Source organism: Rhodococcus sp. NPDC056743, from assembly GCF_042790355.1.
Classification (GTDB): Bacteria; Actinomycetota; Actinomycetes; order Mycobacteriales; family Mycobacteriaceae; genus Rhodococcus_F.
On sequence record NZ_JBHTZI010000003.1, the window covers coordinates 527,142 to 540,434 of the forward strand.

Below are 13,293 nucleotides of genomic sequence, written 5' to 3' on the forward strand. Positions count from 1 at the left end.
TACCCATATAGCGAGGGCAGGCTAACCTAGTAGATAACACGTTCCTGAACTAGAGGAGAACTTATGACCACGCTTGACGTAGACCACAGTCCTGCCGACGCGTCGGCGTTCTCCGAACGCATCAAGACGCAAACCGACGCAGCGCACCGCGAAACCGAGCAGTCACGGTTCGTCGGCGCTCTTCTCGGCGGCGAACTGACCACCGCCGGATACGCGGCGTTACTGGGACAGACGTACCTGGTCTACACAAGCCTGGAAGAAGCCGGCCGTGCGCATGCCGACAACGCACTGGTCAACCCGTTCCTCTCCGACGATCTCCTCCGCGTCGCGGCACTCGAAGCCGATCTCGAGTTCCTGAATGGACCGAACTGGCGGGAGAGCCTCGAGGCCCTGCCCGCGACGCAGCGGTACGTGGCGCGGTTGCAGGAAGTTGCCTTCGACTGGCCGGCCGGCTTCGTGGCGCACCACTACCTCCGCTACATGGGAGATCTGTCCGGTGGCCAGATCATCCGCCGCATGCTCGAGCGCGCGTACGGTTTCGAAACCGACGGCCTGCGTTTCTACATCTTCGACGGCATCCCCAAGCCCAAGCCGTTCAAGGACGCGTACCGCGCGAACCTCGACGCGCTCCCAATTTCCCCCGACGATCAGCAGAAGTTCATCGACGAGGTCAATCTGGCCTACCGCCTCAACGGTGATCTGTTTGCCGACCTGGAGGGTGACATCGAGAGCTACCTCGTCAAATGAGCAAGCGTTGGGCCGCCGCAGCACTGGTCGCGGTTGCCGGTTTCGGATTGGTCGCGTGTGGGTCGGCGGACAACGCCGGGGGCGCCGGCTCAACGCAGGCTCGCACTGCGGTGCTCGAGGACTCCAGCCCCACACCGGTGAGCGAGAATCCCGTTGCCGCGCTGCCCACCACCGTCACAGGCTTCGACGGTGTCCCGGTCACGATCACGGACAACAGCCGAATCGTCGCTGCCGACAGGTACGGGACCTTTGCCGCCACGGCCGTTGCACTCGGGCTCGGGGACAATCTGGTCGGGCGCGACACGGCGGCCAAGTTCCCGGCCGTCGAAGACGTCCCGGTCGTGACGGTGGGCGGTTCGTCGCTCAGTGCCGAAGCGATTCTCAATCTCAACCCGACCGTCGTTCTCACCGACACCAGCATCGGCCCACAGAGTGTGCAGGACCAACTGCGGGCAGCCGGAATCCCCGTTGTCTTCTTCGATCCGACCCGCACGCTCGAAGGCGTCCCGTCACAAATCCAGGCGGTCGCCGACGCTCTCGGTGTGCCGGAGCAGGGCAAGGCACTGGTCAATCGAACCGAGAGCGAAATCGACGCAGCGCGGGACCTGGTCCCCGATGACCGCGATCCTCTGAAGATCGCGTTCCTCTACCTCCGCGGATCAGCGATCACCATGATCGGCGGTGACGGATCCGGAGCCGATTCGCTTATCGAGGCACTCGGCGCCGTCGACGCCGGAACAGCGTCCGGCATCACGCAGAAGTTTGCTCCCATCACCAGCGAGGCACTCATCGCAGCAGCGCCCGACGCGCTTTTGATGATGACCGACGGTCTCGCGTCCATCGGCGGAATCGACGGTCTCGAGAAGATCCCCGGCATCGCCCAGACCCCGGCCGGAAAGAACCAGCGGGTCGTCGACATGGAAGACGGCGTGCTGCTCAGCTTCGGCCCCAATACGGGGCGAGTGATGCAATCGCTCGCCGAAGCAATCTACGGACCCGCTGATTCGTGAGTACAGAAACAGATAAAGCCGTCGAAAAATCGGCACCACGACCGACATCACGCTCACGAGTGAGCGGGGTATTGATCGGACTCACCGTCGCGTTGGTGATCGTCGCCGTGCTGTCTGCGTGCATCGGTCAGGTGCCGACGTCACCACTCGAGGTGCTCGGCAGCATCATGCACCGCATCGGCCTGGACATCGGGCCGATGCCCGCCCACCCCAGCGGCGAAGTCACGCTGTGGGAGGTTCGCTTCCCCCGCGTCGTTCTGGCCATCTGCGTCGGCGCAGCACTCGGATGCTCCGGCGCCCTACTGCAAGGCGTCTTCGCGAATCCTCTGGCTGAACCGGGTGTGATCGGTGTGTCATCGGGTGCAGCGGTGGGCGCCAGCGCAGTCATCGTGGTCGGAGGAAGTTTTGTCGCCGGCTGGGCCATCGCCGCAGCCGCCTTTGTCAGCGGACTCGTAACTACCGCAATCGTGTATCTGTTCGCCCGCCACGAGGGCCGGACCGAAGTGGTCACCTTGGTCCTGACCGGTGTGGCAGTGAACGCATTTGCCGGCGGACTCATCGCCTTCTTCACCTTCATCGCCAGCCCGTCGGCACGTGATCAGATCGTGTTCTGGCAACTCGGCAGCCTCAACGGCGCCACTTGGAGTTCGGTGATGGTCGTGGCACCGATGGCCGTCGCCGGAATCGCGGCGACCATGGCTATCGCGTCGCGCCTCGATCTCCTCGCTCTCGGCGAACACGCCGCCAGGCACCTGGGCGTCAACGTCGAACGGCTGCGACAGGTGGCGGTCTTGATCGTCGCGCTTCTGGTGTCGGCGAGCGTTGCCTTCACCGGCATCATCTTGTTCGTCGGACTCGTTGTTCCCCACCTCATGCGCATCGTCGTCGGTCCAGGTCACCGCGCCCTCATCCCGGCAAGCGCACTGACCGGCGCGCTGGTTCTGCTCGTCGCCGATCTCGGATCCCGGTCCCTGATCGACAACGCCGACCTTCCCCTCGGAATGCTCACAGCGCTCGTCGGCGGCCCCTTCTTCTTCTGGCTCCTCCGACGCACCCGTTCACAGCAAGGCGGATGGGCATGAGCAGCATCGTCCGGAACTGGCGCGAACTGTTCGGACGGACGCCACCAGAACCGTCGAATCCGCAGAGCGGTGACATCACGCTGCAAGCGCGGAGCATCACCGTCGAACGCGGCGGCAGGCACATCCTCGAAGGCGTCAGCGTCGACGTGCGCGCCGGCGAAGTAGTTGTCCTCGTCGGCCCGAACGGCGCGGGAAAGTCGACGCTCCTCGCCGCGCTGTCAGGGGATCAGCCCGTCGTCTCAGGCCGCGTCGACGTCGACGGAACCGACCTGAATCACTGGACGCCGTTGGACATGGCCAGACGACGTGCCGTACTCCCCCAGAAACACACCATCGGCTTCTCGTTCACCGCTCGGCAAGTTGTCACGATGGGCCGCGCGCCGTGGGCCGGCACCGCCCGGGAGGATCGCGACGGCGACGCTATCGCGGCGGCAATGAAGACCTGTGACGTCGAAGCATTTGCCCATCGGCCGTTTGCCGCACTGTCCGGCGGCGAACAAGCCCGGGTGGCGCTCGCCCGCGTTCTGGCGCAGGAAACGTCGACGGTCCTCCTCGACGAACCCACCGCCGCACTCGATCTCGGACATCAGGAAGCGGTCATGTCCGTCGCACGCAGCCGCGCCGCCGACGGTGACGCCGTCGTGGTCGTTCTGCACGACCTGGCGTTGGCCGCCGCCTATGCGGACCGGATCGTCGTCCTCGAAAACGGCCGCATTGCCGCCGACGGTCCACCGGCGTCGGTTCTGCGTGAAGATCTGCTCACCCGTGTCTACGGCTATCCCGTGGAAGTGTTCGATCATCCACGGACCGGCGCGACGTTGGTGATACCGCGGCGTGATTCGATGAACACGGAAAGTCGGCAAGCCGGTGTCAGCGAACGGAATCGATAATCGAACCGAGCCGATCGAGCACTCCGCGCAACGTGGTCACACCGGAACCTCGAGCCGGAGAATGTGACGAATCCGACTCCGCGGAATGGACTGCGTCTCGCACCACAGCAGAAATGCTGCGTTCATCGGTCAGGTCCACATCGGTCACCGAACGATTGGCCGTGGCGATCACGTCCTCGGAACTCGGCACGGTGCGCTCGCAATAATCGCGGTACACCTCGACGTACAGCACACTTTTGCGAACCCTGAACGCAAAAGTTTTCCCCTCCGACCTGCCAAAACCGTGGGCATACGGGCCTACCGAAATATCTTCGATCTCGAAATCGCCGAAAGGTCCGCCAGGTCGATCCGCAGCGGATTCGGTGGGTTCGACAGGAATCACAGTGAGCTCCTCGAAGATTGCCGCGTGGGCGGCAATCCGTATTTGTACGGTATCGCGTGCGATCAGCGGACGGAATGACCGGTGCACTCCGATGCAATGAAAACCAATTCGCAGCGATCAGGGATGATCGAGTGCAGGCGCGCTCCGCTGAACCACCGTCTCGAGTAGAAAACGAGGATTCAACACCATGACTCGCATTGGGCTCCGCACCACCACAGCAGCGATGGGGGCGGCGTTGATGCTGGTGACAGGATGTTCTTCCGACGACGGCGAGACCAAGCTCCAGACGATTGATCCGGCAACCGCCGTAGTGTCGCCTGCCACGACAAATTCGCTCGACGGCGTCGTTCATCCGTATTCGGGTCGGATCGATTCCATCACATTTGATCCGGTTACGCGCAACGTACTTCTCGTATCGCAGGAACCGCCCAGTGTTCGGATCATCGCGGCCGACGATGTCGAGTCCGCAGGCGCGCCAGTCGCGGGCCGCGACATCAGAATCGACGGCAACATCCGCGACGTGTCCATCGCGTCCGACGGAAACGCACTGTTGTCCATGGACAACCAGGTTGTGAAGCTGAATCTGACGTCCGGTGAGCAGACGACGTTTCCCTCCCCTGACCCGGCCAACTCCGCCGTCGAGCTGGCCGACGGCCGCATCGCGATCGGAACCGAGCGAGGCACAGTTCACGTTGTCGACCGGAGTTCTGATACATCACAAACTATTTCGGGCCTCGCATCAGTCGACGAACTTGCCGTCACGGGCGACAACCTGAGCGCCCTCGATCATCGCCAGACCTCGCTCACCGACATCAACCTCGAGGAAGATCGACTCGGATCGGCATTGCGTGCTGGAGAAGGCGCGACGCATCTCGTGACGGACCGTTTCGGTCGTATTCTCGTCACCGACACCACCGGTGACGAACTGTTGGTCTTCACCGCCGATCCCCTTCTCCTGCGCCAGCGGTTCCCGGTCGGCGATTCGCCGTACGCAGTGGCCTACGACGAGACCGCCGATCGTGTATGGGTAACGCTGACGGCTTCCAACGAAGTTGTCGGACTCGACCTCTCGTCGGGGATCCCAGTGGAAACGAACCGATTCAACACCGTACGTCAGCCCAATTCCCTCGCGGTCGACCCGAGTACCGGAACCCTCGTCGTCGGCTCCGCAACCGGAGACGGCGTACAGGTCATCCCGACTCGGAACGGCTGACGATGCAGCGGCACAACGGTCTGTCACCACATCTGCGTCGTACTCCGTCACCGCAGTGGGACATGTCCGACGATGTGTTCGACTATCTGCCGCTGCAACTACCGCCCCACGTCTCACGAGTGACGGCGTCGATGCGCCTGGCGATTTCCGCAGAGTTCGGCGGTTGGGAACTCTCGCAGGTGCGGCTGTACCCCGACGGCAGCCGTCGGGTCCTGCTGCGGCGCAAGAAAACACCGTTACACGTGGACAACCCGGACGGCATTGCTCACTGAGCCGCCCGTTTCATCGAAGATCTCACCAGACAAGCAGGAGAATCGTGTACCAACTGCTCTTGAGCCTGATGTTCCGGCTTCCCCCGGAACGCATCCACCACCTGGCCTTCACCGCGATGAAACTGGTGACCCGGTTTGCACCGATCAGGTGGCTCGTGGCGAAGGTTCTCGTTCTCGACGATCCGGTACTGCGCAGTCAGGCGTTCGGACTGACATTTCCTGCCCCACTCGGTTTGGCCGCGGGCTTCGACAAGGACGCGACCGGCGTCGACGCGTGGGGTCCGCTCGGTTTCGGATTCGCGGAAATCGGCACCGTCACCGCCCAGGCGCAACCCGGCAATCCACAGCCACGACTTTTCCGACTGCCTGCCGACCGTGCACTGATCAACCGCATGGGATTCAACAATCACGGCGCCGGGCATGCCGCGAACTTCCTCCGTCAGCGCCGAGTCACCGTGCCGATCGGCGCGAACATCGGCAAGACCAAGATCGTCGACGCCGCGGACGCACCCGCCGATTACACCGCCAGCGCCCAATTGCTCGGACCACTCGCAGATTTCATGGTCGTCAACGTCAGCTCTCCGAACACCCCGGGTCTGCGTGACCTGCAAGCCGTCGAGTCGCTGCGCCCACTCTTGCAGGCCGTGCTCGATACCGTCCATATCCCGGTGCTGGTGAAGATTGCCCCTGACCTGTCCGATGAGGACGTCGACGCCGTTGCCGATCTGGCGATCGAACTCGGGTTGGCAGGCATCGTGGCCACGAACACCACGATTCGCCGCGACGGTTTGAAGACGCCCGATGCCGAGGTAGCTGCGATCGGCGCCGGCGGACTCTCCGGTGCTCCCGTCGCGGACCGTTCACTCGAGGTACTTCGGCGGCTGTACGCGCGGGTGGGCGACAAGCTCACCATCATCTCGGTCGGCGGTATCGAAACAGCTGATCAGGCGTGGGAGCGGATTCTCGCGGGCGCAACCTTGGTGCAGGGCTACACGGGCTTCATCTACGGCGGCCCGTTCTGGGCGCGCAGTATTCACAAGGGAATCGCGAAGCGTGTTCGCGCGGCGGGCTTCTCGTCGATCAGTCAGGCCGTCGGCGCGGAGAACCCCCGCTGAACTGCTGTGCGCCTTTGTTAACCGCGGGCGGTTAACAAAGGCGCACAGTGCGTTATTCGACCTCGAACGTACCGGTCAGCGTTGCGCGCGCAATTGCGTGCGCAAACACGTTGAAGCCGAGAAACGCGGGCGAAGAATCAGCCGTGACTCCGTCGAGCTTGTCCACGTCGAGTGCGTGCACCGCAACGATGTACCGATGCGGACCGTGTCCGGGAGGCGGGCCGGCGCCGATGTAACCGAAGCCGCCGCCGTCGTGGCGCAGCGTCACGGTTCCCTCCGGAAGGTCAGTGCTGTTCGCACTTCCGATGCCGGCAGGCAGTTCGGTGACCGAAGCCGGGATATTCGCCACGGCCCAGTGCCAGAATCCCGACGCCGTCGGAGCATCCGGATCGAACACGGTGACCACGAAGCTCTTCGTCTCGGCGGGGAAACCCGACCACGACAGCTGCGGTGAGATGTCCTGCCCGCCGGGAACGCCGAACGCGCCACTTGCTTGCGCGAGTTTCAGCGGCTCTCCGGCAGTGATGTCTTCACTGGTCAGCTCGAAGCTCGGGAGCTTCGGCAGTGGTTCGTACGGATCGTAAGCCATGCGAATCCTCTCTGTTTTCAGTAATCGCTGTTTCTCGTACTCGGTGACTGTCTACGCGTTCAGGAATTGAGCAGAAAATGTTCCAGCACACGTGTTCCGAACAGTAGTGCGTCCACCGGCACGCGCTCGTCGACGCCATGGAACAGCGCGGTGAAATCGAGTTCCGGCGGCAGCTGCAGCGGCGCAAAGCCGAAGCACCGAATCCCGAGCTTCGCGAAGGCTTTTGCGTCGGTACCTGCGGAGAGCATGTACGGCACGGTGCGAGCACCGGGATCGTGCGCCAGGATTGCGTCGTTCATCGCGTCGACAAGATGACCGTCGAAGGTTGTCTCGTACGAGTCGAGTTTGGTGATCCACTCGCGGGTCACGTCGGGCCCGATCAGGGCGTCGACGGTGCGCTCGAACTCTGCTTGCCGGCCGGGAAGCACGCGGCAGTCGAAGACGGCCTCGGCAGTCTGAGGAATGACGTTTGCCTTGTAGCCGGCCTTGAGCATCGTCGGATTGGCGGTATCGCGGAATGTTGCTCCGATGATCTTGGAGATGCTGCCCAGTTTCGCGAGGGTCCCGTCGATGTCCGGTGACGTCGGGTCGAAGTCGAGTCCGGTCTCCTCACTGACTGCGGTAAGGAATTCCGCAACAGAATCGGAAAGAACAATCGGGAACTCGTGGGCGCTCAGACGCGCAACGGCACCGGCCAATATGGCGACGGCATTGTCGTCGTGCAGGAAGGACCCGTGTCCGGCGCGGCCTTTTGCCGTCAGCCGCATCCAGCCGAGTCCCTTTTCTGCCGTCTCCACGACGTACAGACGACGGTCGGTTCCATCCGGACGGGGAACGGTCAGCGAGAACCCGCCCACCTCGCCGACTGCCTCGGTGACGCCTTCGAACAGATCCGGGCGATGCTCCACGAGCCACTGGCAGCCGTACTTACCGCCCGCCTCTTCATCGGCGACAAACGCGAACACGAGATCGCGCGGCGGCACTGTTCCCTCTGCCTTGAACTGGCGCGCCAGAGCCAGGATCATCCCGACCATGTCCTTCATGTCGACGGCGCCGCGCCCCCAGATGTATCCGTCCTGAACCGTGCCGGAGAAGGGGTGCACACTCCAGTCGGCAGGCTCGGCCGGGACGACGTCCAGGTGACCGTGCAACATCAAGGCGCCACGGCCGGACTCTGCACCCTTCAACCGGGCAAACACGTTTCCACGGCCCGGCGCACCGGATTCGACGTATTCGGTCTCGTAACCTACTTCCTGTAGTTGGGCAGCGACCCATTCCGCGCACGCCCGTTCACCCTTGGTTGTTTCGAGTTCACCCGTATTGGACGTGTCGAACCGGATCAGAGAGCTGACGAGGTCGACAACTTCGTTTTCGGCGCGAGAAGGGCCTGAATCTTTTGGCGATAAGGACATGTCACTTTCCTACCACCGAAACACTCGTCGCGGCGGCATGGACATGGTCCGACCTGGCGATTTGGGCAACCTCACCGAATCGGATACTCTTTCCCAGCACCGAGAAATCGGGCCGAGTCCGAGTGGCGGAATGGCAGACGCGCTAGCTTGAGGTGCTAGTGTCCTATTAACGGACGTGGGGGTTCAAGTCCCCCCTCGGACACTCGAATAAACAACCAATGACTCCAGCTGATCAAGCTGGGGTCATTTTTTGTTCACTATGTACCGAACGCCAGAAATTCGGTCATCCCTTGTGCTTGACTTCGTCTATGCGAAAATCATTGCTGGTCGCAGCCTTGATCGGCACGTCGATGATGACCGCGACATTGCCTGCCGGAGCCGCTACGCAGACCTGGGACGGCGATTACTCGGTCAAGCGGTTCGCAGCCTCGAAAACCGGCACCAGCCTCGCGGCAAGTCAGTGGGAACCGGATTTCTCCGATGTCTACACTTTCGAAACCAATTGTTCCGCCGGCCCCTGTGTCGCCACCGTGATCGCCGGGCCCGCGCCGGCAAATCCGACTTTGCCTCAGCCTGCGCAATACACGTGGGACGGCACCAGTTGGGTTCATCCGTACGACTGGGAATGGGACTGCTATCAAGGTGAGGGTGTACCCAAAGTGTGGGCGCCGGCTCATTCCGTGGCCTATTACACCCCACAGCCGGACGGCACCCTGGTCGGTTCGTGGCGCACCGACATCGACGGCGGTCCCTGCGACGGTTCGGTGATCATGGCGGTCGCTGCCTACCCGGTCAATTCAAATCCAGGGCCATTCGGCAGCGGCAGCTGACCCGCCTGAACAGGACAAACGGGCACACTGTCCACGCGATTTGGGAGAGCGGGACAGCCTGGGATACTCTTTCCCAGCGCCGAGAAATCGGGGCCGAGTCCGAGTGGCGGAATGGCAGACGCGCTAGCTTGAGGTGCTAGTGTCCTATTAACGGACGTGGGGGTTCAAGTCCCCCCTCGGACACTCTGTGTTGAGACAGACAGGAAAAGCTCCGGTTCATTGAACCGGAGCTTTTCTCGTAAAGGGCCAAGTTCCCGCACCGGGAACAGACCGCGCGAGCGGCGATCGAGATGGAACAGAAGTTCACGTGGATACAGACACACGGCAGTTCGACGTAACGGATTCAGAATCTGCGGGAGCAGAACTGGCCGGACTCGACCCCGCAGAACTCGAAATCTGCTTGAAGGTTCTGCGCGAAGCAGCCGAACTCGACGACGAGCATCCCGACTCGATCACCATGCAGCGCGCCGTCGGCCATCTGTTCAAACGCCTCAAGAAGAAGCGCCGCCTTGCCTCGCGTGCAGCAGTCAACGAAGCCGACCGCAATGTCGTCGCCGCAACGGCAACGGGATCACCGGATCGAATCGACGACGAAACCGCCGGCATCCCCATCACGTCGAATACCGCCGGAGCAATCGCCGGCACCCTCATCAAGGCGCGTCCCTGCTACATCTGCAAGCAGCGATACACCCAGGTCGACGCGTTCTATCACCAGTTGTGTCCGGACTGCGCCGCAACCTCTCGCGCCAAGCGTGACGCCAGCACAGACCTGACCGGACGCCGCGCACTCCTCACCGGTGGCCGCGCCAAGATCGGCATGTACATCGCTCTGCGCCTCCTGCGCGACGGTGCCCACCTGACGATCACCACGAGATTCCCCAACGACGCGATCCGGCGCTTCAAGGCGATGGAAGACAGCGCCGACTGGATTCACCGTCTCCGCATCGTCGGCATCGACCTCCGCGACCCTGCTCAGGTAGTTGCCCTTGCCGATTCCGTTGCGGCACAAGGCCCCCTCGACATCCTGATCAACAACGCCGCGCAGACGGTCCGCCGCTCCCCCGGCGCGTACGGCGCTCTGGTCGACGCCGAATCCGGCGCACTGCCTGCGGGTGAGCTCCCCGATGTCGTGACATTCGGCAAGACCAGCGACGCACATCCCGCAGCACTGGCCGGATCCCTGTCCGACGTCGCGGCCATCACCTCCGGAAATCTTTCCGCCGACGCCGTCAGCTCGCTCGCGCTGGTAGCAAAATCCGCATCACCTGACCGCATCGAGCAGGGCATCGCCATCGATGCCGGCGGACTTCTCCCCGACCTCGCGCACACCAACAGCTGGGTGCAGACCGTCGAGGAAGTTGATCCGATCGAGCTTCTCGAAGTGCAACTCTGCAATTCGGTTGCCCCGTTCATTCTCGTCTCACGCCTGCGCCCGTCGATGGCGGCAGCAGCAGCGCGTCGTAAGTACGTCGTGAACGTCTCCGCAATGGAAGGCCAGTTCAGCCGCGCGTACAAGGGTCCTGGTCACCCGCACACCAACATGGCCAAAGCAGCACTGAACATGCTGACTCGCACCAGTTCCAAGGAAATGCTCGAGGACGGCATCCTCATGACTGCCGTCGACACCGGGTGGATCACCGACGAGCGCCCCCACTTCACCAAGATGCGCCTCGCCGACGAAGGTTTTCACGCTCCGCTCGACCTGGTCGACGGTGCCGCTCGCGTCTACGACCCCATCGTTCAGGGCGAGCTGGGCGTCGACATCCACGGTTGCTTCCTCAAGGACTACAAGCCCTCGCCCTGGTGAGTGGTGACCCCACACACCTCCCCCTCGCGATGTGGTGATCTCGACACCCCCTAGCGGCCGTGTCGAGTACCGCATTTGCGGTAGCGCTCGGCAATGCACGCGATAATGGACCCCGACACTGCTCACTGCCTCGGAGGAACCATGACGATTGCCGTCGTACACAAGGACAGCCCGGAGGGCCGGGCGGCAATTGTCCACGGAGCACGCGAATCGGTGAATCGGCGTGAGCAACTTGTCGTTCTGCACGTACTCGACGATGTCAATGTCCCGGACACCGACGAGGACAGCGCGGCTTTGCGCGGCGAGATCCAGTCGGCACTCGACGCCGGCGGATTCGCGCATACGCCCTGGGAACTGCGCACCACCGAACATGACGGCGATCCGGTGACCGCTTTGGTGGAGTTGGTCGATGCCGTCGAAGCCGATCTGTTGATCGTGGGAACACGTCGTATGTCCCCCATCGGCAAGTTTCTGCTCGAGCGCCCGCTACAGCGACTACTGCTTGAAGTCGAGGTCCCGATCCTGGTCGTGAAGGAACCGCTGCCTGCGGAGTGAGCTCACTCACATCCAAGAGGGATCCGCGTTTGTAGGCTGACTACATGACCGGACCCCACAGTGACCGCGAACTCGACATCATCGTCTACGGAGCTACCGGCTTCGTCGGCAAACTCCTTGCCGAATACCTCGTTCAGCATGCACCCGCCGGAACGAAGATCGGGCTCGGCGGGCGTTCCCTCGAGAAGTTGACGGCCGTGCGGGCCGGCTTGGGTGCGGCCGCCGCCGAATTCCCCCTCGTAGTCGCCGACGCGGATGATTCGATTGCTTTGAAGGCACTTGCCGAGCGAACGCGCGTTGTGGCTACGACGGTCGGCCCGTATGCAAAGTACGGCCATCAGTTGGTTCACGAATGCGCCGCCGCGGGAACTCATTACGTCGACCTCACCGGTGAGGTTCTCTTCCACCGCGAGAGCATCGACGCCAATCACGAGCTTGCGGTGTCGACGGGCGCCCGCATCATTCATTCCTGTGGGTTCGATTCCATCCCTTCCGATCTCGGGGTGCATGTCTTGCACAAGCTGATCGAGGCAGACGGCGCCGGAGAAATGACAGACACGACCCTGGTGGTCACGTCATTGCGCGGCGGTGTCAGCGGCGGAACCATCGATTCGGTCCGCACGCAGATCGACGCGTCGAAACACGATGCACGGCTGCGGAAACTCGCGGCCTCGCCGTACTCACTGAGCCCCGACCGCACCAGTGAACCCGATCTGGGCAAGCAGAGTGACGTCACGGTAGTCGACGGCCGAAAAATCGATCCGTCACTGCACGGGTGGAAGGCGCCGTTCTTCATGGCGTCGTACAACACCCGCGTCGTCCGTCGGAGCAATGCCCTTCGCGACTGGGCCTACGGGCGAAAGTTCAAGTACACCGAGGTGATGAACGTTGGTTCGTCGGTGGTCTCACCCGTGATCGCCGGCGGTGTTGCCGTCGGATTGGGCGCCTTGATTGCGGGCCTGGCACTTCCGCCGACGCGTTTCCTGCTGGACAAGGTCCTGCCGGCACCCGGTGATGGCCCGAGTGAGGACACCCAGAGCAAGGGCCATTTCACGCTCGACGTATTCACGACGACCACGACCGGCGCGCGGTACACCTCGCGGGTGAAGGCCAAGGGCGATCCGGGATATAGTGCTACCGCAGTGATGCTCGGCGAATCAGCGCTGAGTCTTGCTGTCAGCAACGCAGAATTGCCCGATAACGCAGCCTTACCCAACGCTGCGGGCGTCCTCACCCCGGCCACAGCCTTGGGAGATGTCCTGGTCGAACGTCTGCGTCGCAGTGGTTTCGAGATCTCCGCAGGCCGGTTGTGATGTATCCATCGAGGCTCTGTCCACCTGCGAGATACTCACTAGTAACATTGATTGTGGTTCATGGCACCCGTCGTGG

At 62.7% G+C, this 13,293-nt stretch carries 14 protein-coding genes and 2 tRNA genes; 13 read left to right on the plus strand and 3 right to left on the minus strand.

The window, feature by feature from the left end; genetic code table 11:
- Nucleotides 1–63 precede the first annotated feature (63 nt).
- The 4 genes from ACFRFQ_RS09690 to ACFRFQ_RS09705 are packed head-to-tail and all read left to right on the plus strand — an operon-like array spanning nucleotide 64 to nucleotide 3,729.
- On the plus strand, nucleotides 64–747 hold the full coding sequence (locus tag ACFRFQ_RS09690; RefSeq protein WP_378656153.1) for a heme oxygenase (biliverdin-producing): 684 nt from the start codon (nucleotides 64–66) through the stop codon (nucleotides 745–747).
- Nucleotides 744–1,757: a hemin ABC transporter substrate-binding protein gene (locus ACFRFQ_RS09695; protein ID WP_378656155.1), complete on the plus strand. Its 1,014-nt coding sequence runs from the start codon at nucleotides 744–746 to the stop codon at nucleotides 1,755–1,757. Before ACFRFQ_RS09690 ends, ACFRFQ_RS09695 begins: the two co-directional genes overlap by 4 nt.
- Nucleotides 1,754–2,839, plus strand: coding sequence for a FecCD family ABC transporter permease (locus ACFRFQ_RS09700; protein ID WP_378656158.1), 1,086 nt, complete (start codon nucleotides 1,754–1,756; stop codon nucleotides 2,837–2,839). The genes ACFRFQ_RS09695 and ACFRFQ_RS09700 overlap by 4 nt, the downstream gene beginning before the upstream one ends.
- Entirely contained in the window at nucleotides 2,836–3,729 is an 894-nt protein-coding gene (locus ACFRFQ_RS09705; protein ID WP_378656161.1) for a heme ABC transporter ATP-binding protein, read from the plus strand. The genes ACFRFQ_RS09700 and ACFRFQ_RS09705 overlap by 4 nt, the downstream gene beginning before the upstream one ends.
- Here ACFRFQ_RS09705 and ACFRFQ_RS09710 read toward each other — a convergent pair.
- Nucleotides 3,710–4,111 carry a hypothetical protein gene (locus ACFRFQ_RS09710; protein WP_378656164.1) on the minus strand — a complete coding sequence of 134 codons (402 nt, stop codon included), beginning with the start codon at nucleotides 4,109–4,111 and terminating at the stop codon, nucleotides 3,710–3,712. The two genes, ACFRFQ_RS09705 and ACFRFQ_RS09710, sit on opposite strands and share 20 nt — an antisense overlap.
- Nucleotides 4,112–4,298: 187 nt before the next feature.
- On the opposite strand from ACFRFQ_RS09710, the gene ACFRFQ_RS09715 reads away from it, so the two are divergent.
- From ACFRFQ_RS09715 to ACFRFQ_RS09725, 3 genes are read left to right on the plus strand one after another with little or no spacing between them, the layout of a single operon-like run.
- The gene (locus ACFRFQ_RS09715) at nucleotides 4,299–5,324 is read left to right on the plus strand and encodes a hypothetical protein (RefSeq protein WP_378656166.1); all 1,026 of its coding nucleotides are present in this window, start codon (nucleotides 4,299–4,301) and stop codon (nucleotides 5,322–5,324) included.
- 2 nt (nucleotides 5,325–5,326) lie between these two features.
- Nucleotides 5,327–5,596 carry a DUF5703 family protein gene (locus tag ACFRFQ_RS09720; protein WP_378656168.1) on the plus strand — a complete coding sequence of 90 codons (270 nt, stop codon included), beginning with the start codon at nucleotides 5,327–5,329 and terminating at the stop codon, nucleotides 5,594–5,596.
- A gap of 44 nt (nucleotides 5,597–5,640) precedes the next feature.
- Complete coding sequence (locus ACFRFQ_RS09725; RefSeq protein ID WP_033231922.1) at nucleotides 5,641–6,711, plus strand: quinone-dependent dihydroorotate dehydrogenase; 1,071 nt, start codon at nucleotides 5,641–5,643, stop codon at nucleotides 6,709–6,711.
- A 52-nt stretch (nucleotides 6,712–6,763) separates the two neighbouring features.
- Here the strand turns inward: ACFRFQ_RS09725 and ACFRFQ_RS09730 are convergent, their stop codons facing one another.
- The gene (locus tag ACFRFQ_RS09730; protein WP_378656171.1) at nucleotides 6,764–7,300 is read right to left on the minus strand and encodes a YbhB/YbcL family Raf kinase inhibitor-like protein; all 537 of its coding nucleotides are present in this window, start codon (nucleotides 7,298–7,300) and stop codon (nucleotides 6,764–6,766) included.
- A 59-nt stretch (nucleotides 7,301–7,359) separates the two neighbouring features.
- Nucleotides 7,360–8,712, minus strand: coding sequence for a M20/M25/M40 family metallo-hydrolase (locus ACFRFQ_RS09735; protein WP_378656174.1), 1,353 nt, complete (start codon nucleotides 8,710–8,712; stop codon nucleotides 7,360–7,362).
- Between the two features lie 116 nt (nucleotides 8,713–8,828).
- On the opposite strand from ACFRFQ_RS09735, the gene ACFRFQ_RS09740 reads away from it, so the two are divergent.
- From ACFRFQ_RS09740 to ACFRFQ_RS09765, 6 genes are all read left to right on the plus strand, one after another.
- A tRNA-Leu gene (locus ACFRFQ_RS09740) sits at nucleotides 8,829–8,914 on the plus strand.
- Nucleotides 8,915–9,020: 106 nt separating this feature from the next.
- A complete protein-coding gene (locus ACFRFQ_RS09745; RefSeq protein ID WP_378656176.1) occupies nucleotides 9,021–9,542 on the plus strand; it encodes a hypothetical protein in 522 nt (173 codons plus the stop codon).
- Between the two features lie 97 nt (nucleotides 9,543–9,639).
- A tRNA-Leu gene (locus tag ACFRFQ_RS09750) sits at nucleotides 9,640–9,725 on the plus strand.
- 181 nt (nucleotides 9,726–9,906) lie between these two features.
- Nucleotides 9,907–11,349, plus strand: a complete 1,443-nt coding sequence (locus tag ACFRFQ_RS09755; protein ID WP_378656332.1) for an SDR family NAD(P)-dependent oxidoreductase — start codon at nucleotides 9,907–9,909, stop codon at nucleotides 11,347–11,349.
- 141 nt (nucleotides 11,350–11,490) lie between these two features.
- Nucleotides 11,491–11,904, plus strand: a complete 414-nt coding sequence (locus tag ACFRFQ_RS09760) for a universal stress protein (RefSeq protein ID WP_378656178.1) — start codon at nucleotides 11,491–11,493, stop codon at nucleotides 11,902–11,904.
- A gap of 44 nt (nucleotides 11,905–11,948) precedes the next feature.
- Nucleotides 11,949–13,217, plus strand: coding sequence for a saccharopine dehydrogenase family protein (locus ACFRFQ_RS09765; RefSeq protein ID WP_378656181.1), 1,269 nt, complete (start codon nucleotides 11,949–11,951; stop codon nucleotides 13,215–13,217).
- The last annotated feature ends 76 nt before the right edge of the window (nucleotides 13,218–13,293 follow it).

Excerpts from the sequence above, each read along its gene's own strand:
- ACFRFQ_RS09690 (WP_378656153.1), top strand. The coding sequence starts at position 64 with ATGACCACGCTTGACGTAGACCACAGTCCTGCCGACGCGTCGGCGTTC.
- ACFRFQ_RS09695 (WP_378656155.1), top strand. The coding sequence starts at position 744 with ATGAGCAAGCGTTGGGCCGCCGCAGCACTGGTCGCGGTTGCCGGTTTC.
- ACFRFQ_RS09705 (WP_378656161.1), top strand. The coding sequence starts at position 2,836 with ATGAGCAGCATCGTCCGGAACTGGCGCGAACTGTTCGGACGGACGCCA.
- ACFRFQ_RS09715 (WP_378656166.1), top strand. The coding sequence starts at position 4,299 with ATGACTCGCATTGGGCTCCGCACCACCACAGCAGCGATGGGGGCGGCG.
- ACFRFQ_RS09720 (WP_378656168.1), top strand. The coding sequence starts at position 5,327 with ATGCAGCGGCACAACGGTCTGTCACCACATCTGCGTCGTACTCCGTCA.
- ACFRFQ_RS09730 (WP_378656171.1), bottom strand. The coding sequence starts at position 7,300 with ATGGCTTACGATCCGTACGAACCACTGCCGAAGCTCCCGAGCTTCGAG.
- ACFRFQ_RS09735 (WP_378656174.1), bottom strand. The coding sequence starts at position 8,712 with ATGTCCTTATCGCCAAAAGATTCAGGCCCTTCTCGCGCCGAAAACGAA.
- ACFRFQ_RS09745 (WP_378656176.1), top strand. The coding sequence starts at position 9,021 with ATGCGAAAATCATTGCTGGTCGCAGCCTTGATCGGCACGTCGATGATG.
- ACFRFQ_RS09760 (WP_378656178.1), top strand. The coding sequence starts at position 11,491 with ATGACGATTGCCGTCGTACACAAGGACAGCCCGGAGGGCCGGGCGGCA.
- ACFRFQ_RS09765 (WP_378656181.1), top strand. The coding sequence starts at position 11,949 with ATGACCGGACCCCACAGTGACCGCGAACTCGACATCATCGTCTACGGA.